The sequence below is a fragment of the Rhizobium rhizogenes NBRC 13257 genome, from assembly GCF_000696095.1.
In the GTDB taxonomy this organism is placed as follows: domain Bacteria; phylum Pseudomonadota; class Alphaproteobacteria; order Rhizobiales; family Rhizobiaceae; genus Rhizobium; species Rhizobium rhizogenes.
The window spans coordinates 385,312-403,072 of sequence record NZ_BAYX01000008.1; the positions used below are offsets into that span (position 1 = coordinate 385,312).

General features: G+C 61.0%; 18 protein-coding genes. 12 read left to right on the forward strand and 6 right to left on the reverse strand.

Annotated features, from left to right (window positions below; genetic code table 11):
- The first annotated feature begins 167 nt into the window (after nt 1-167).
- From RRH01S_RS20570 to RRH01S_RS20580, 3 genes are all read left to right on the forward strand, one after another.
- Nucleotides 168-1,043, forward strand: coding sequence for a WcbI family polysaccharide biosynthesis putative acetyltransferase (locus tag RRH01S_RS20570; protein WP_007695477.1), 876 nt, complete (start codon nt 168-170; stop codon nt 1,041-1,043).
- A complete protein-coding gene (locus tag RRH01S_RS20575) occupies nt 1,040-2,098 on the forward strand; it encodes a GSCFA domain-containing protein (protein ID WP_007695480.1) in 1,059 nt (352 codons plus the stop codon). The genes RRH01S_RS20570 and RRH01S_RS20575 overlap by 4 nt, the downstream gene beginning before the upstream one ends.
- A 69-nt stretch (nt 2,099-2,167) precedes the next feature.
- Nucleotides 2,168-3,028, forward strand: a complete 861-nt coding sequence (locus RRH01S_RS20580) for a WcbI family polysaccharide biosynthesis putative acetyltransferase (RefSeq protein ID WP_007695483.1) — start codon at nt 2,168-2,170, stop codon at nt 3,026-3,028.
- A 2-nt stretch (nt 3,029-3,030) separates the two neighbouring features.
- Here the strand turns inward: RRH01S_RS20580 and RRH01S_RS20585 are convergent, their stop codons facing one another.
- Nucleotides 3,031-4,587, reverse strand: a complete 1,557-nt coding sequence (locus tag RRH01S_RS20585; protein WP_034520172.1) for an MDR family MFS transporter — start codon at nt 4,585-4,587, stop codon at nt 3,031-3,033.
- Nucleotides 4,584-5,033 carry a MarR family winged helix-turn-helix transcriptional regulator gene (locus tag RRH01S_RS20590; protein ID WP_007695487.1) on the reverse strand — a complete coding sequence of 150 codons (450 nt, stop codon included), beginning with the start codon at nt 5,031-5,033 and terminating at the stop codon, nt 4,584-4,586. The genes RRH01S_RS20585 and RRH01S_RS20590 overlap by 4 nt, the downstream gene beginning before the upstream one ends.
- A 138-nt stretch (nt 5,034-5,171) precedes the next feature.
- Here RRH01S_RS20590 and RRH01S_RS20595 point away from each other — a divergent pair, with 138 nt between their 5' ends.
- On the forward strand, nt 5,172-5,678 hold the full coding sequence (locus RRH01S_RS20595; RefSeq protein ID WP_012650888.1) for a BA14K family protein: 507 nt from the start codon (nt 5,172-5,174) through the stop codon (nt 5,676-5,678).
- 47 nt (nt 5,679-5,725) lie between these two features.
- Here the strand turns inward: RRH01S_RS20595 and RRH01S_RS20600 are convergent, their stop codons facing one another.
- Complete coding sequence (locus RRH01S_RS20600; protein ID WP_007695490.1) at nt 5,726-6,673, reverse strand: SDR family oxidoreductase; 948 nt, start codon at nt 6,671-6,673, stop codon at nt 5,726-5,728.
- A 227-nt stretch (nt 6,674-6,900) separates the two neighbouring features.
- Between RRH01S_RS20600 and RRH01S_RS20605 the strand changes: the two genes are divergently transcribed.
- On the forward strand, nt 6,901-7,599 hold the full coding sequence (locus RRH01S_RS20605; RefSeq protein WP_007695492.1) for a class I SAM-dependent methyltransferase: 699 nt from the start codon (nt 6,901-6,903) through the stop codon (nt 7,597-7,599).
- 11 nt (nt 7,600-7,610) lie between these two features.
- On the forward strand, nt 7,611-8,264 hold the full coding sequence (locus RRH01S_RS20610) for a TetR family transcriptional regulator (protein WP_007695494.1): 654 nt from the start codon (nt 7,611-7,613) through the stop codon (nt 8,262-8,264).
- 2 nt (nt 8,265-8,266) lie between these two features.
- On the opposite strand, the gene RRH01S_RS20615 is transcribed toward RRH01S_RS20610, so the two are convergent.
- On the reverse strand, nt 8,267-9,196 hold the full coding sequence (locus tag RRH01S_RS20615; RefSeq protein ID WP_007695496.1) for a LysR family transcriptional regulator: 930 nt from the start codon (nt 9,194-9,196) through the stop codon (nt 8,267-8,269).
- A gap of 132 nt (nt 9,197-9,328) precedes the next feature.
- Between RRH01S_RS20615 and RRH01S_RS20620 the strand changes: the two genes are divergently transcribed.
- From RRH01S_RS20620 to RRH01S_RS20645, 6 genes are all read left to right on the forward strand, one after another.
- On the forward strand, nt 9,329-10,177 hold the full coding sequence (locus RRH01S_RS20620; RefSeq protein ID WP_042473973.1) for an oxidoreductase: 849 nt from the start codon (nt 9,329-9,331) through the stop codon (nt 10,175-10,177).
- A 40-nt stretch (nt 10,178-10,217) separates the two neighbouring features.
- A complete protein-coding gene (locus tag RRH01S_RS20625) occupies nt 10,218-11,099 on the forward strand; it encodes an aldo/keto reductase (RefSeq protein WP_007695499.1) in 882 nt (293 codons plus the stop codon).
- A gap of 534 nt (nt 11,100-11,633) precedes the next feature.
- Nucleotides 11,634-12,935, forward strand: coding sequence for an alpha/beta hydrolase (locus tag RRH01S_RS20630; RefSeq protein ID WP_374188760.1), 1,302 nt, complete (start codon nt 11,634-11,636; stop codon nt 12,933-12,935).
- A gap of 110 nt (nt 12,936-13,045) precedes the next feature.
- Nucleotides 13,046-14,293 carry an NAD(P)/FAD-dependent oxidoreductase gene (locus tag RRH01S_RS20635; RefSeq protein ID WP_007695503.1) on the forward strand — a complete coding sequence of 416 codons (1,248 nt, stop codon included), beginning with the start codon at nt 13,046-13,048 and terminating at the stop codon, nt 14,291-14,293.
- A 10-nt stretch (nt 14,294-14,303) separates the two neighbouring features.
- Nucleotides 14,304-15,014, forward strand: coding sequence for an SDR family oxidoreductase (locus tag RRH01S_RS20640; RefSeq protein ID WP_012650894.1), 711 nt, complete (start codon nt 14,304-14,306; stop codon nt 15,012-15,014).
- A 14-nt stretch (nt 15,015-15,028) separates the two neighbouring features.
- A complete protein-coding gene (locus tag RRH01S_RS20645; protein ID WP_007695507.1) occupies nt 15,029-16,066 on the forward strand; it encodes a 4-hydroxyproline epimerase in 1,038 nt (345 codons plus the stop codon).
- Nucleotides 16,067-16,069: 3 nt separating this feature from the next.
- Here the strand turns inward: RRH01S_RS20645 and RRH01S_RS20650 are convergent, their stop codons facing one another.
- Together RRH01S_RS20650 and RRH01S_RS20655 are read right to left on the reverse strand one after the other, a co-directional pair.
- On the reverse strand, nt 16,070-16,501 hold the full coding sequence (locus tag RRH01S_RS20650) for an RbsD/FucU family protein (RefSeq protein WP_007695509.1): 432 nt from the start codon (nt 16,499-16,501) through the stop codon (nt 16,070-16,072).
- Nucleotides 16,485-17,732 carry an ROK family transcriptional regulator gene (locus RRH01S_RS20655; protein ID WP_007695511.1) on the reverse strand — a complete coding sequence of 416 codons (1,248 nt, stop codon included), beginning with the start codon at nt 17,730-17,732 and terminating at the stop codon, nt 16,485-16,487. Before RRH01S_RS20655 ends, RRH01S_RS20650 begins: the two co-directional genes overlap by 17 nt.
- Nucleotides 17,733-17,761: the final 29 nt, after the last annotated feature.

The window sequence follows — 17,761 nt, forward strand, 5'->3', positions numbered from 1 at the left end:
AATGGTGTTGGAGATTCCATGACTTAACGCTGAGATATCTGGAGAATAGACCTCCATCTTTCTCGGAGGTTTCTCTGTTGGTGCTTCCACGTCGCAATCTTCGAATAGAATAGGGGCTATTTATTCGAAATCCGACACGCGATGGCGAGGCTGCTGGGAATTGGCCTGTGCTTAGGGGGCGCGCCGTGGAGCGTTGGTTGTTGATTTCCAATTGCAATACTTATGCGCTTGCGCGTTCGTTGCAGTTGTTGAGCGACAGTTTCGATCTTGATTGTGTGGATGTTTGGCAATTCAAGAGGGAAATGGCGGATTACGCCGAGAAGATTCCGAAATACGATAGGCTGATCATAAATCCCATAGCGGAGCTGATGGGATATGATTTTTCATCGGTGGAGAATCTGCACAAGATTCCGAACCTGGAGTTCGACGCCTACCACCCGGATTTTTGTTTCGCCTGCGCGCGCGGCGAACGTATCTACAAGCCTCTGGCCGCCAATCAGTCGATGATTATTCTCGCAGCCTTCCAGGCGGGGTTGAGCGTCGAGAAGACGCGAAGGCTGTTTCGTCGCGACATATATGAACAAAGCGGCTTCTTCTCGCGCTGGGAGCCGGCGAGAGACAGACTCATCTCCACTTTCGCTGTCTTCGGGATGGATATGACGAACCCCTTCAGGCGCTGGACGCGCGGCGAGAGTTTCATGCATAGCCTGGCGCATCCCAAGGCCCACCCTATCCTCGATGTCGCTCGCACATTTCTCAGGAATCGCGGCATCGAGACAAACAAGACGGATCTGGTGCCGTTCGACACAATCGTGAATGGGGTCTGTCTTCCGGTATACCCCGAAATAGGCGAATTGTTCGGGGTTCGTGGCTCCTACATGTTTAAGGTTTTCGGCGAGTACAAGCTCATCTCGCTGGAGAAACTCATTGAGCTCAGTTTCGAAGCTTACTCGGACTATGGGGCGGATGAGATCACGGTCGAGCCGGGCTATCTCACGCGTTTCAACCGCGTAAAACAGGCGATAGCGGAGGCAGATGCATGAGCAATCCATATTCCACGATCAATGACTATCAGTTGTGGCGTCGCTCCGTTGCACGCGTGGAAACGCATATGTTCGATCCGATCGTCAATCCGAGATTCAAGATCGACAGGCAAGTGAAAGTCGCAACGGCCGGGAGTTGTTTCGCGCAGCATATCTCGCGCCAGATTCAACGCATCGGCTTTCATTATTTCATTGCCGAGAAGGGCGAGCATTTGTCCGACGCGGAAAGATCCAAGCGAAATTTCGGCGTCTTCTCGGCGCGCTACGGGAATATCTATACGGCCCGGCAGCTGCTTCAGCTTTTCGATGAAGTCTTCGAAGGTCGTGAACCCGTGGAGAAAGCCTGGTTGCGCAAGGATGGAAGGTTCGTCGATCCTTACCGTCCGCAGATCGAGCCGGACGGGTATGAAAGCCCGGACGCCGTCGTCGAGGCGCGCCGTTCACATCTTGCGGCCGTGCGGTCGGTATTCCTCGATTCCGATGTTCTCGTCTTCACGCTGGGGCTGACGGAATCGTGGCGATCGAAGGCGGATGGATCCGTCTTTCCTCTTGCGCCCGGGGTGACCGCGGGATCGTTCGATCCTAACCGGTATGAATTCGTCAATTTCACCGTCGAAGAGGTCGACCGTCATCTGTCGCTGTTCCTGAAGAAATTGAAGGAGGTCAATCCTCGCGTAAAGGTGCTTCTCACCGTTTCCCCGGTGCCGCTGGTGGCGACCTACGAGAACCGGAACGTCCTGGTTTCGACGACCTATAGCAAAGCCGTGCTGCGCGTGGTGGCAGAGCAGATGCTCTCGCGTTTTGACTGGATCGACTATTTCCCGTCCTACGAGATCATCACCGGAAGCTATGCCGGCGGCCTCTACTATGAAGACGACTACCGTGAGGTGAACCATCTCGGTGTAGCGCATGTGATGCGGTGCTTCGTCAGGAACTACGTCTCGCAGCCCAGCAAGGAAGCCGAGCCCAAAGCCGTGATGCTGCCGCCGCCTCCCGAGACCGAGTATCAAACCGTTGTCTGCGACGAACGAGAGATCGAGATGCTGCGCCCCTGACGCCGCCCAAACCGGTAGCCGGCTTACGGGGGATGTTTAGAGGCATATGGATATCATTGGGAGCCTGCCGTGGAAGCATGGTTGATTATTTCGAATGCCCAGACGTTCGGCCTTGCAAACTCCATGAGGTTGCTGACCAATGATGTGAAGATCGATCACGTCGATGTCTGGACGCTTCGGGCAAGCCTGGATCATTTCGTCCAGACTATTCCCACATATGACCGGATCGTGATCCATCCCCAGATCGAGCATGGATATTATGATTTCTCCTCGGTGGAAAAGCTGAGCCGAATTCCGTCCATACAATTTGATGCCTACCATCCGGACATCTGTTTTGTCGGCGCGAGAGGGCAGCTCATCAACGGTCCGATGGGCGCCTATCACTCCATGATCGCGCTGGCGGCCTTTCGAGCGGGATTGAGCGCCGAGAGAACGCGAGCCTTGTTTCGGCGCGATATATTCGAGCGAAGCGGATTCTTTTCCCGCTGGGAGAGCGAGCGGAAGCAGCTGCTGGAAAGCTTTGCCGCGCATGGGCTGGATATATCGGAGTCGTTTAGAGCCTGGTCGCGGCGCGAGAGCTTCATGTATGGCATAGATCACTCCAAGGCTCGCCCCATCCGCGATATCGCGCGCGTCTTCCTGCGACAGTGCGGCATCGAAACAAACCAGACCGATATCGTGCCCGCTGACGTCATCATGGCTGGGTGTTGTTTTCCGGTATATCCGGAGGTGGCTGAGGTTTTGGGAGTCGAGGGCTCCTATATGTTCAAGCCGCATCAGGACTATAGGCTCATTTCGTTGGAGAAGTTTATCGAGCAAAGCTTCGCCTTGTATGGGAAATACTCTCCCGAGGAGATCCTGCCGGGTCCTCTTTTCACTGAGCGCTACGATCGCGTCAGATCCATTGTGGCAGAAGAAAATCTACAGTGATTTCAACGTTGCGGCCTGGCACCCTCTCCGTGGTCCGCTCTTAGCGGAAGCTCTGGCAGAAACAACAGCGCAATCAGTGCCAGTGCCACGATGACGGTTCCGGTGGCGAAGGTCATGGCGATGGCGTGGCGGTAGAGCGCGATCGCCGCGGCATGGGCTTCCGGCGAAGCGGTGGCGAGCTGCTTCAGGCCGCTTTCGGTCAGCGACGACATGTCCAGGCTGCCGGACGCGCCAGTCGCCTGTTGCACGCGATAGGCAAGGATCGCGCCGGAGCCGGTGACGCCGATGAGGCCGCCGAGCGAGCGGAAGAAGGCAAGCGTCGCCGTGCCGACACCGCGATGGGCGAGGGGCAGGGCGTTCTGTACCGCGATCGTCATCGTCGGCATCACCAGCCCAAGCCCCAGGCCGAGCGCAAAGATCGAGGGTTCGATGACGGCGAATCCCAGGCTCTCGGCGGCGGCCAAGGTGAGCACGGCGAAGGCCGTGGTTGCAAGGCCGAGGCCAAAAAGCTGGGCCGGCTTGTAGCGGCCGGAGCGTTGTAGAAGCACACGTCCGTTGAACATCGAGGAGATGACGAAGCCGACCATCAGCGGTCCGGTCAGCAGGCCGGATTGCGAGGGACTGACACCCATGACCATCTGGAAGAACAGCGGAAAGAACAGGCTCGCGCCGAGCATGCCCATGAAGGTCAGGGCGAGCACAAGGCAGGCAATGACGAACAGGCGGTTGCGGAAGAGATCGGGTGGCAGAACCGGCTCCGATTCGCGGCGGACATGGAAGACAAAGAGGACGGTGAGGATGAGGGAGGCCGCCGACAGGCCGATGATCTCAGGTGAATTCCAGGGCCATTCGTTGCCGCCAAGCGCAAGTACCAGCAGGAGGCCGGTGGTGCAGGCGGTCAAGAGTGCCGCGCCGAGATAGTCGATGCGGCGGCTGCGCGCCTGATGTGGCCGCTTCATGGCGCGGCCGATCATGACAAGGGCGACCGCGCCGATCGGCAGGTTGACGTAAAAGATCCAGTGCCACGAAAGCAGATCGGTGATGACACCGCCGACGACCGGGCCGATGACGCTGCAGACGGCAAAGACGGCGGCGATCGAGCCCTGGCTGCGGCCACGCCTGGCCGGCGGCACCAGGTCGCCGATGATGATCTGCGCAAGCGGCATCAACCCGCCGGCGCCAATGCCCTGAATGGCGCGGAAGATAATGAGCTGCAGCAGCGTCTGCGCCATGCCGCTCAGAATGGAGCCGAGAAGGAAGATCAGGATTGCCGCGTAGATCATCGGCTTGCGGCCATATTGGTCGCTGAGTTTGCCGTAGAGCGGCATGGTGCTGGTCGAGGCCAGCACATAGGCGCTGACCACCCAGGACAGATGCGTCACGCCGCCGAGATCGCTGACGATGCGCGGCAGAGCTGTGGCGACGATACTCTGGTCGATGGCGGCGAGGCCGAGCACGATCATCAGGCCGAGGATGACGGCGCGGATTTCGCGGCGGTCGGGCGGGCCGCTTTCGCTCAGTGTCGGTTGCGGGGCGGCTTGCTGATTCCGGGCGGTCATTGTCCGATGGCTCCGAGTGGGCCGATCGCTGCGCGAATGGCGGCGCGCGCTTCGGGCGACAGTTTTGCGAGTTCGGAGGCGAGCCAGTCGGTCCGCCTTTGCTTGATGCTCTTGATCAGGGTCCACCCCTTGTCCGTGGCGATCAGGCCGTTGCGTCGCCGGTCTTGCGGATCGGGCGCGGCGCGGGCGACAAGGCCCTCGCGTTCCATGGCCTTGATATGCCCCGATATTGTCGGCCCACGCAATTTTTCCTGCCGGGCCAGCTCGGCGACGCCGATGCCCGGTTGCCGGATGATCCCGACGAGAAGAAGCGCCTGCAGCGGCGAGATGCCGGTGTCGCCGGTCTCGCGTTTTAGCTGGCGATGGAGGCGATGCAGGGCCGGGCGCAGCGCTTCGGCCAGTGCCATAGCCTCTTCAATATCGTTGGCGTGCCCGGTTTCATACATGCGTTCAGATCCTATAAATAGGTAGGCTTCCTATCTATATAGATATTACGCTGTTCAAGTTTGCGCAAGCGGTCGAATCCTCGGGAACCTTTTTCAATCATTGCGCGTTTTCTGATGTCGTTGGGACTTGAGAGGAGAATGACCGTGAGGAGATTATTGTCGGCGGTGTCAGCCACCGCCTTGAGTGTTTTGCTTGCCGTTTCGTCCATCAATCCAGTCGCTGCGGGGCCAATCCAACCCCTGCCGCAGCCACTGGCCTTGCAGACGAACGGGGCCTTGCAGACGACCGGCCAGGCCAATGGCGTGACCGAGGTGCAATATCGTCATCACCGACCGCACTATCGTCCGCATTACCGGCCCCATCATCGGCCGTATTATCGCCCTGGCTATCATCATCGCCCGGGCTATTGGCAGGGCCATCGCGGCTATCGTTACGCGCGCCCCGGCTATCGCCGTTACAATGATGGCTGGTGGTATCCGATGGCGGCCTTCACCGCGGGCGCGATCGTCGGTGGCGCGGTGGCTCGCCCATCGCATGGAAGCGCGCATGTTCGCTGGTGCGCGAACCGGTATCGGTCGTATCGCGCCTCCGACAACACCTATCAGCCGACCAATGGTCCGCGCCGGCAATGCGTCGTGCGGTGATTTATGTGTGAATCCCTCTCCCCGCCTCGGCGGGGAGAGGGCGAATATCACGCTATAGCCGGCACCGGCATCTTCAATCCCGTCAACTGCTCCGATACTTCCCAAAGCCGCCGCCATATGGCGTTGTTCTGGGCGTAGGGCACGATCTTGGCACGGACTGGCGAGCCTTTCAGCTCGTAGAAACCATCAGGACCATACATGACACCGCCCTCGGCAATAGGCGAGGTGGCGGCGAACAATGTCGGCAGGGCGCCGCCCGCCGCCGAATGCGAGAGGATCGGCTCTATCGCCTTGCCAACCAGTTCAAGCCAGCCCGCCCTGTTCCGGCCCATGCGCGGGCCGGTGCTTTGCAGGCCGGTGATCGCGTAGCCGGGATGGGCCGCCGTGCTCGTGAGGTTCCAGCCCTCGGCCCGGGCGATCCGGTCGAGTTCGAGGCTGAACATCAATGTCGCCAGCTTTGACTGGCAATAGGCGCGCCATGCGCTGTAGCTCTCCTCCCAGTGCAGGTCGTCGAAATTGATCTTGCCGCTGCGGTGCGCCAGGCTGCTTACGGTGACGACGCGCGGGCTCTTTGCGGCAAGGAGCTTCGGCAATAGCCGCATGGTCAAGGCGAAGTGACCGATATAATTCGCGCCCATCTGCATCTCGAAGCCATCCTCCGTCTCATGCCGATCCGGAATGGCCATGATGCCGGCATTGTTGATGAGCAGGTCGATCCGGGGCGCGGATGCGGCGATGCGGGTGGCGGCGCGGGCGACGGAAACGAGGCTGGCGAGATCGAGTGGTTCGAAGGCAATGTCGGCGCCGGGCGCCGCGGCGCGGATCTCAGCCAGCACCTCGGCGCCTTTTCTTTCATTGCGCGACGCGATGATCACCCTGGCGCCGGCGCCTGCCAGCGCCTTGGCGGCTTCATAACCGATGCCGCTGGTGGCGCCGGTGATGACGGCCGTACGGCCGGTCTGCGAGGGAATGTCTTTCACGGTCCAGTCGGGCATTGCCAGTCTCCAAGGGGAAGAGTTTCGCTATTTCTGTATCGGATTAAATATTGCACTAAACGCAAAAATACAATAGTTAAAAAAATGCATTGATTATGAGGCGCCGTTATGGTTTTCATGCCGCTGATTTCAGCGGCGGGTTTGTTGCTGTGCCTTCGAATTGCCACGCTGCTCGTGGCGTGATCACGCCACAATTGGTGTTCTTGGTCACAGATGGGACTAACGGAATGACGACAAAGACGACATGCTCCGATTTCGTGCAGTTCTTCCGCTCCTGGGTGAGCGACCCCATGCGGGTTGCGGCGATTGCGCCATCCGGCGAACGACTGGCGCGGCTGATGACGCAGGAGATCGAACCGCTCGACGGCCCGGTCCTCGAACTCGGTCCCGGCACCGGCGTTTTCACGCGGGCATTGCTGGCGCGTGGCGTCTCCGAATGCGATTTGACCCTGATCGAGTTCGGCGAAGAGTTCGTCGCTCCGCTGCGCGGCCGTTTTCCGCAAGCGCGCGTGGTTCAGATGGATGCGGCGCAGCTCGGCCAATGCGGCCTGTTTGCTGACACGCCATTCGGCGCTGTTGTCAGCGGTCTGCCGCTGCTTTCTATGCCTCCGGAAAAGATCGCCGCGATCGTCGGCGGCGCTTTCGCGACGATGAAGCCCGGCGGCTCCTTCTATCAGTTCACCTACGGTCCGCGCTGTCCGGTGCCGCGGCTGATCCTCGATCGCCTCGGCCTGAAGGCGACGCGCGTCGGCGGCACTGTGCGCAACATTCCGCCGGCGGGCGTCTATCGCATATCGCGTGGAAAACCGCTGGAGCTCTCGATTGATGGCTCCGAATATCGTAGCACGAATGAGAATGCTGGAATCGCCGCCTATGCGGCTGAGGCCGGCGCGGCCGATATGGGGCGGCCGGAGGCAGGTGCATAACGGGGGACTTCATGACGGATGTTCAGGAGATCGATGGTGCCGTGAAGGAAGGCCGGCGCGAACGCAAGCGTCGCCAGACGCGTGAGCGCATCGAGGCGGCGGCGCTGGCCCTGTTTCTAGAACGTGGCTTTGACGGCACGACGATCGAGGACATCACCGAGGCTGCCGATGTCTCCAAACGCAGTTTCTTCGACTATTTCCCAAGCAAGGAAGAGGTGGTCTTCGCCTGGCAGGACAATTTCGCCGACGAACTGGCCGACGCCGTTGCCGCGCAGCCCAAGGACGCATCGATCGTCGCCGTCATCGAAGGCGCTTTGACGTCGGCACTGCTTGCCGCTATGGCCGATCCACAGAGCCTCGCTATCGGTGCTTTGATCCATGATACGCCGGTACTGAGCGCCCGCCATCAGTTGAAATATGCCAAGCTCGAGACGAAATTGACGGATGCGCTCTATGCGCGGTCCGGCGGCGGCGAGGGGGAATTGCTGCATCTGCGCCTGCTATCGGCGATCGTCGTCAGCGCTGTACGTATCGGCGGTGAGCGCTGGAACGAAAGACCGCAGGATCTGCCTTTGCAGGATTTTGCCCAGCGCTTGTTCGGGGAACTCTGGACGACGCTTGCCGATCTCGGTGCTCTGGTGCGCCAACGATCCTTGGATCGCTGATCTCAGGTGAAGGCGCCGGCTGTTTGTGGCGGTTCGACCTGCCGACGTTGGCGCAGGAAGTCGATCAGCGCCCTAAGCTTGGCCGGAACGCGGCGGCGGTCGGGGTAGTAAAGCGCAAGTCCCGTCAGTGACGGGCTCCAGTCGGAGAGGATTCGCACCAGCCGTCCGTCATCGAGAAAGCGATCGATATAACCGTTGATCATATAGGCGATGCCGATGCCGTCCAGAGCAGCCTGGGTTAGCGCGGCGGAATCGTTGAGGATCAGCCGGCCGTTGACCGCAAGCTCGATCTTCTCGCCGTCCTTTTCGAATTCCCAGCGTTCGATCTGTCCGCTGGAGGAATGGCGGAAGCTGATACAATTGTGGTGGAGCAGATCGCGCGGATGTCTAGGGATGCCGTATCGGCCAAGATAGCCGGGCGCTGCGATAATATGGGCCGAGATAGCCGGCCCGATCTTCACCGTCACCATGTCGCGTTGCACGAGGTCGCCGAAGCGGACGCCGGCGTCGAACCCTTGGCCGACGATATCGACCAGCGATCCCTCGATGCGTACCTCCAGCTCGATGTCCGGATAGGTGTCGAGGAAATCGCGCAGGATCGGTTGAAGCGCGATCATGTAACCGGCACGCGCCACGTTGATGCGCAGCAGTCCGGCGGGCTTGTCGACAGCTTCGCCAAGCTCCTGAGCGGCGGCCGTCAGGTCGTGCACGGCGGGAACGACGCGCTCGAGATAGCGCAAGCCCGCCTCGGTGAGGCTGACACTGCGGGTAGTGCGATTGAAGAGCGCCAGCCGCATCCGGCCCTCCAGCTTGCTGATCGACTGGCTGACTGCCGAGGGTGATACGCCAAGCCGCACGGCTGCGGCCGAGAAGCTCTTCTCCTCAGCGACGGTGACGAATGTCACCAGCCCGTCCAACATATCCTGACGCATCCATGCTCTCCGAACGACATTGTGCTTCGCCGAGATTAATCAGTTTTGCTAAAAAGGCCATCTGCAATTGATGAGATTATCGAAACTGTCGTCTCGGCCTATCCTGACCGCATTCAACAAGGAGACATCGCCATGTCCGATACAAAGTCCGATGCCAAGACGCTCTTTATCACCGGCGTTTCCACCGGCTTCGGCCGGGCTCTCGCGGAGGTTGCCCTTGCCGGCGGCCACAAGGTCGTCGGCACGCTGCGCCGCCAGGTGGATCGCGTCGAATTCGAGGCGCTGAAGCCTGGATCTGCTTTCGGCAAGCTGCTCGACGTTACCGATACTGCCGCTATCGCTCCCGTCGTCGCCGAGGTCGAAAAGGAGATCGGCGCCATCGATGTTCTCGTCAACAATGCCGGCTACGGCCATGAGGGCTTGCTGGAGGAATCGACGATCGATGACTTGCGCCGCCAGTTCGAGGTCAACGTCTTCGGTCCCGTGGCCCTCATCCAGGCCGTACTGCCCTATATGCGCAAGCGCCGCGCCGGTCATATCCTCAACATCACGTCGATGGGCGGCATTGTCACCTTTCCCGGACTTTCCGTCTATCACGGCAGCAAGTTCGCGCTGGAGGGGATTTCCGAAAGTCTCGGCAAGGAGGTCAAAAGCCTTGGGATCCATGTGACGGCCGTCGAGCCCGGCGGTTTCCGTACCGATTGGGCCGGTCGCTCGATGGTGCGCGCTGAGCGCTCGATTTCGGATTACGACGAAATCTTCGAGCCGTGGCGCCAGCGCCGCCTCGAACGCAGCGGTAAGCAGCCCGGTGATCCGAAGAAGGCGGCACACGTTATGCTGCAGCTTATTGCATCGGAAAACCCGCCGACCCATCTTCTGTTAGGCCGCGACGCCATTAGCCTCGTTCGCGAAAAGCTCGGCCTGCTCAAGACCGAGTTCGACGCCTGGGAACAAGTCTCGGCTTCCACGGATTTCGAATAAGTTCAACGATATTATAGGCCAAGTGCAAGGGACCAAAAGCATGTCAGATTTGAACGCAGCCAAGTCCGGTCAATTCAAGATCGACGGCGATCTCACCGTCAATCGTCTCGGTTTCGGCGCCATGCGCGTTACCGGCTACGGCATATGGGGCGAGCCGGATGATCACGCTGAATCCATCCGCACCCTCAAGCGCCTGCCGGAACTCGGCATCGATTTCATCGACACAGCCGATTCCTACGGTCCGGACGTCTCCGAGCGCCTGATCAAGGAAGCGCTCTATCCCTACGACAAGAAGGTGGTTGTCGCCACCAAGGGCGGCCTGACGCGGACCGGCCCCGGAGAATGGATTCCTGTGGGGCGTCCGGAATATCTCATCCAGCAGGCGCATAAGAGCCTGCGCAATCTCGGCCTCGAGCAGATCGATCTTTGGCAGCTTCACCGCATCGATCCCAAGGTGCCGGCCGCCGAACAGTTCGACGCCATCAAGTCGCTGTTGGACGCCAAGATCATTCGCCATGCGGGCCTTAGCGAAGTATCGGTTGCCGATATCGACGCCGCCTCGAAATATTTCAAGGTCGCGACGGTGCAGAACCGCTACAATCTGATCGACCGCACCAGCGAAGACGTGCTCGACTATTGCGAAAAGCACACTATCGGCTTCATCCCCTGGTTCCCGCTGGCATCGGGTGAACTCGCCAAGGAAGGCTCGCTGCTTGACACCATCGCCAAGAAGCACGGAGCTGCCCCGAGCCAGATCGCGCTTGCCTGGGTTCTGAAGCGCAGCCCGGTGATGCTGCCGATCCCTGGCACCTCGAAGGTCAAGCATCTCGAGGAGAATACGGCCGCCGTCAACATCACCCTGTCGGATGAAGAGTTTGCGGCGCTGGATGCCGAAGGCAAGAAGGCATTTGCCGCCGCTTGAGCCGCCTGTCGCGAGGACGCGGTCACGCTTGACGACCGCGTCCCGAAAGTGAGGGATCACGATTATGTGAATCACCTCTTTCAACATTTTGCGGCTGTAAAATAGGCGGATGAATGCTGGAAATACCCGAGATATGCGGTATTTTAGGTGGTTGCTATTAAAAGCATTGCGTTTCTTGCATTGCTGCATTGCGGAAGATTGCCTGTTCATCTCGGTCCCGCGATTATATCTCTCCTCTCGAAGGCAGCGCATCTCCTCCTCCCAGCGCTCCTTCATCGATTGGCAACTCTCCTCCTCCCTGTTGCCAATCCGGATCAAGAGCCCGATGCATCCTCCTCCCGCATCGGGCTCTTTTTATTTTCCATGCTTTCGCAAGCGTCCCCCCGACGGTTTCGGCAACCGTTGCTTCTTTGCCTCGCTGTTATGAATTAGCACTGGTTCATATGGGTCGGAACCGCGAAGGCGGCTTGCACCATCATCCCTCATGCGTAGAGTGGCGGCCACGTTGGACTTGCGACGATGAGGTTGGGTGTAATGCAGCGTATGGAAGATGCCGGCCAATGGGGAAGGACAATCTTCCGGGCTATCGCCGTTGTCGCAGCACTCTCTTTGACGGCCTGTGGCCGCCCGGTCGGCGTCATGCAGCCGATCGCGGAAAATGTGCCAGGTACCACTAAAGTCGAGCTGATGGTCGCCACCACCCGACTGCCGGACAAGGATCCGGCGATCCTGTTTTCCGGCGAGCGCGGCACGGGGCTGAAGGTGGACGCCGTCAGCATCTCGATCCCGCCGGAAGCCAATCGCAAGGTCGGACAGGTGCAATGGCCGAGCAGGCTGCCCGGCGATCCCCTGAAGAATTTCGTCACCACCGCCGTCCGACCGCTGCCGACCGAAGCCGACGTTCACTCCTGGCTGCGCCCGCATCTGCCGAAGAACAAGCGGGTCCTGATCTTCGTGCATGGCTTCAACAATACCTACGAGGACGCCGTCTACCGCTTCGCCCAGATCGTCCATGATTCCCATGCCGATGTCGCGCCGGTCGTTTTCACCTGGCCGTCGCGCGCCAGCATTTTTGATTACGCCTACGACAAGGAAAGCACCAACTATTCCCGCGATGCGCTGGAAGAGATGCTGCACCGCGCCGCTTCCGATCCTGCTGTCGGCGATATCACGGTCATGGCCCATTCCATGGGCACCTGGCTTGCCGTTGAAGCTCTCCGGCAGATGGCCATCCGCGACGGCCGCGTCGCGCCGAAGATCACCAACGTCATTCTTGCCTCTCCCGACCTCGACGTCGATGTTTTCGGTCAGCAATTCGCCGCCCTCGGCAAGGACAAGCCGCATTTCACCCTATTCGTCTCGCGTGATGACCGGGCGCTGTCGCTGTCGCGCCGTATTTCCGGCAATGTCGATCGCCTCGGCCAGATCGACCCAACCGTCGAACCCTATCGCAGCGAGTTGGAAAAACAGGGCATCACCGTGCTCGATCTCACCAAGCTCAAGACCGGCGATGGGCTGAACCATGGCAAATTCGCCGAAAGCCCGGAAGTGGTGCGACTGATTGGTGACCGGCTGATCGCCGGGCAGACCATCACCGATTCCGATGTCGGCATTGGCGATGCGGTCGGCGCCGTTGCCCTCGGTGCGGCACAGACGGTCGGCAGTGCGGCGAGCGCCGCCGTCAGCGCGCCGATCGCCATCTTCGATCCGCGCACCCGCCGGAACTATGGCGAGCAGCTGCGGCGTGTCGGCGCATCCGCCGGCAACACCGTCGGTTCCGTTGGCGACAGCGTGACAACGACGAGCAGCAATGTCGGCGCGGCGCTCAACCAATAGGTCGCGCCCGCAGCACTTCCGAAAAACATCATAGCCACCTCTCGTGATCTGATATATCACAGAGTCGTGCCTTATCGCATGTTGCGGTGCTCTGCGGACGGACTTTGGGAATGGACGAAAACAAGCGTACGGTCGTCGTTGTCGGCGCCGGGATCATCGGCGCGGCGATCGCCTTCGAATTACAACGGCGCGGTCGGCAGGTGACGCTTGTCGACAAGGACGAACCGGGCGAGGGCGCCTCCTTCGGCAATATGGCGAGCATCGCGCTCGATTTCGCCGCTGGTTCCGGCCCGTCCACCTGGGCAAAAATTCCCCGCTGGCTGCTGGACCCGGAAGGCCCGGTCTGGCTGAGACCTTCCTACGCCCCCAAAATGCTGCCCTGGTTCCTGCGCTTCATTGCGGCCGGTCGTCCGTCGCGATTGAGAGAGATCGAGGATGCCGGCATGAGCCTGTCGCGCTATGCTCTCGGTGATTTCAGGGCGATGCTCGATACACTCGACGCGCCGGATCTGATGACGGAGGAGGGATGTCTCGCCATCTACGAGACCGAATCCGAATTCGCCGGTGACCGTGCCCATATTGAGCTGCTGCGGCGTTACGGTCTGGAACACAAAATTCTCTCCGGCGCGGAAATCCGCGATTACGAACCGGCACTGTCGCCCGATATCGCCAAGGCGGTGCTGCTGCCGGACAACAAGTCGATCCGCGATCCCTATCAGCTCGTCCTCAAGCTGGTGGAGGCTGCAAGGGCTCTCGGCACCACCTTTGCCTCCGGTACTGTGAGAACCGTCGAGCGACAGGCAAAGGGCGTCGTGACGGTGCTTTTCGAGGATGGGCGGCGGCTGGAGGCCAATGATGTCGTGCTTGCCGCCGGCGTCCGTACGCGGTTTATTGCTTCGGCACTTGGCGAGCCGATACCGCTCGAGACCGAGCGCGGCTATCACACGCAGATCATGAAGCCCGGCATCGCCATGCGCTATTCGATCATCTGGCCGCATCGCGCCTTCATGGTGACACCGACGGCCGGCGGCATCCGCGTTGGCGGCAATGTCGAGCTGGCCGGCCTCGATGCGCGCCCGGATTTTCGCCGCCCGCGCGTCCTTGTCCGCCACGCCCAGCGGGCACTGCCCGGCCTGCAGGTGGAAGACGCCAAGGACTGGATGGGCCATCGCCCTGCGCTGCCCGACACGATCCCGATCATTTCGCCGTCATCGCGTGTGTCCGGCGTCTGGTACGCCACCGGCCATGGCCATCTGGGGCTCACCTTTTCGGCGACGACAGCGCGGCTGATGGCCGATATGATGACCGGCATGACACCTGAGGTCGACATGACCCCGTTCCGTATCAATCGCTACTAGGAGGAAACAAATGTCCGAAACCGAAAAGCCCGTCGCGCTGATCACCGGCGGCGGCCGTGGAATGGGCGAGGCAATCGCTCGTGAACTTGCAGCCGGCGGCTATCGCCTGGCGCTGATGTCGCCCTCGGAAAGCTGCGAAAAATTGGCGGCTGAACTTGGTGGCGTCGCCTCGCGCGGCGTCGCCGAAAAGGCCGAGGATATCCAGGCGATCTTCGATCTGACGATGAAGAGCTATGGCCGCATCGATGCCGTGGTCAACCATACCGGCCATCCGCCGAAGGGCGATCTGCTCGATATCACCGACGAGAACTGGACGCTCGGCTCCGACATGATGATCCTGTCGCTGGTGCGCATGGCGCGGCTGGTGACGCCGGTCATGCAGAAGCAGGGCAAGGGCGCCTTCGTCAACATCACCACCTTCGCGGCTTATGAGCCGACGCTGGTCTTCCCGGTCTCCTGCACCTATCGCGCCGCCGCGGGGGCCTTCACCAAGCTCTATTCGGATCGTTATGCGGCCGACAATATCCGCATGAACTGCATCCTGCCCGGCTATATCGACAGCCTCAACCACAAGCCGGAAACCGCCGACAAGGTGCCGATGAAGCGCATCGGCCTGATGAGCGAGATCGCCAAGACGGCGGCCTTCCTGCTCTCCGACGGCGCCGGCTATATCACCGGCCAGAATATCCGCGTCGACGGCGGCGTCACCCGTCACGTCTGATTGGAGTTACCGAGATGAGATGGAAGCGCACGATCCAGTTGCTGGATGTCCATTGCGAGGGTGAAATCGGCAGGGTCGCCATCGGCGGCGTGCCGAAGATCCCTGGCAATACGGTCGCCGAGCAATTGCACTGGCTGAACACCGATCCGAAAGGCGAGGAACTGCGCCGCTTCCTGGTGCTGGAGCCGCGCGGCGCACCGATCGGCTCGGTCAACCTGCTGCTGCCGGCCAGGCATCCTGATGCCGACGCCGCTTTCATCATCCTGCAGCCGGATCAGGCGCATGCGAGCTCCGGCTCCAACTCCATCTGCGTGACCACGGCACTGCTCGAATCCGGCATCGTCGAGATGAAGGAGCCGGAAACGGTGGTGACGCTCGAGACCGCCGCCGGTCTGGTGCGCGCGACCGCCACCTGCCGCGACGGCCGCTGCGAGAAGGTCCGCCTTACCATGGTGCCGTCCTTCGTGCATGAGCTGGATGTCGGGATCGATACGCCGCAATGGGGCAGGATCAAGCTAGATCTCTGCTATGGCGGCATCTTCTATGCGCTGGTCGATGTCGGCCAGATCGGCCTGACGATCGGAAAGGCGAATGCCGCATCGCTGGTCCAGGCGGGCATGGTCCTCAAGGAGCTGATCAACCGCACAGTCCCGGTCGTCCATCCGGAAATTCCGGCGATCTCCGGCGTCGCCTATGTGATGTTCCGCGATATCGATGCCGATGGTGCGATCCGAACCTGCACGACCATGTGGCCCGGCCGTGCCGATCGCTCGCCCTGCGGCACCGGCAATTCCGCCAATCTGGCGACGCTGCATGCGCGCGGCAAGGCCAGGGTCGGCGATGTCTTCAAATCCCGCTCGATCATCGGCTCGGAATTCGAGGTCGGCCTGCAGGCGGAGACCGAAGTCGCCGGCAAACCCGCCATCATCCCCACCATCACCGGCCGCGGTTTCACCTTCGGTCTCAGCCAGGTGGCGCTCGATCCGTTCGATCCGATGGCGAATGGCTTTGCGTTGACGGATGTCTGGGGGCCGTTGGCAGGAGAGATCTAAAAACTATCCCGGATAAATCACGCCCTTGCGCAGAATGATGTTTCCATAAAGCCTCGGTTCGCTGGTCTGCACCAGCGCGTGCGTCTGCTTCACCCGCTCGTAGAAATCCGCCGGCAGCAGCGGCACGACCTTGATGTCGGGGACATGCCGGGCGCAGACCTCGATCATCTCCGCGTGCACCGGATCGATGGCATCGCGGTCCTGCCTGACCGTCGCGCGGAAGATCGCCTGCGGTACGAAATCGTCGATCGGCAGGACGCTGAGCACGGCGTCGAGCACGCGGACGACGCCGTGACCGTCGAGACGGATAAGGCGGCGGGCGTGTTCGAGACCGGGATAATTGCCGTCGACGAGGGCGATTTCGTCGCCATGGCCCATGGCGCGCAACGTCGCCAACAGCTCGGGGCTCAATAGCGGGTCAATGCCCTTCAGCATGCTCTATCTCCTTGAAGAGGATGTTTTGATCGATGAGGTAGCGTGCGAAGATCGGCAGGCTGGCGCCGCCGATGGCGCGCGCCTGCGGCCCCACCATACCTTCGATGATTTCGGGCATGACGACGCCCTGCAGGTCGAGCTCGGCGGCTTCCTTGATGGTGGCGCGCACGACCCGTTCGCGCACCCAGTTTGGAAAACCGCCATCGATGACGGCGGCGCTGAAATCGATGACCGAGGCGGCGGCAACGATTGCCTGCGCCAACGCCTTGGCCGTCTCCTGGATCCAGATTTCCAGCGGTTCGCCGAAATCGATCCAATTGTCCGCCGAATACCAGAGCGGCTGTGGATCGAAGCCGTGATCGCGCAGCAGATTTTCCAGTACGAAGATCGAGGCGATCTCGAGCAGCTGAAGGGTTTCGCCGTTGCGCCCGCGTACGGGCAGGGGGCCGAGCGCCCCGGCGGTTCCGGTTCGTCCGACGAAGATAGACGAATTCAGTACGATGCCGCCGCCGAGGAAGGAGCCGATGAAAAAATAGACGAAATCAGGATAATGCGGGCCGACGCCGAAGACGAGCTCCGCTCCGCAGGCGCTGGTGGCGTCGTTCTGCAAATAGACGGGATAGGGCACGCGGGCGGCGATTTCTGCCTGCAGGTCGACACCGCGCCAGACCTCCATCGCGCCATCAGGCGCACCGACCTCCTCCGCCCAGTTCCAGAGCTCGAAGGGCGCCGCGATGCCAAGCCCGGCAAGCCTGCCGCGTTCCTCGGTGTTGAGGCGCGATTCGAGTTCCTGGATGCCCGAGGTGACAAAGGACAGGATGTCCTGCGGCAGCGGATAGGGATAGATCTGATGAAGCTGCATCCGGATCTGCCCGACGAAATCCATCAGCACGAGGTCGGCGCTGCGCCGGCCGATCTTGACGCCGAAGGAGAGCACCGCATCCGGATTGAGCCGCATCGGAATGGAAGGCTGCCCGACCCGCCCGCGTACCGGTTCGCCGCGCGACAGCAGCCCGTCCTTCTCCAGCGCCCGCATGATGACGGAGACGGTCTGCGCCGACAGGCCGCTGCGCCGGGCGATGTCGGCTTTCGACAAAGCGCCGTGGCGGCGCACGAGCGACAGCACCAGCCGTTCGTTATGCGCGCGGACGCGAACCTGATTCGCACCCCCGCTGGGGTCGAGAATCAAGGGTGATGTCGGCGTTTCCTCAGGATCTTGCGGGGGAGACATTGGCCCTCCTTCCATCATGGCCATGCCCT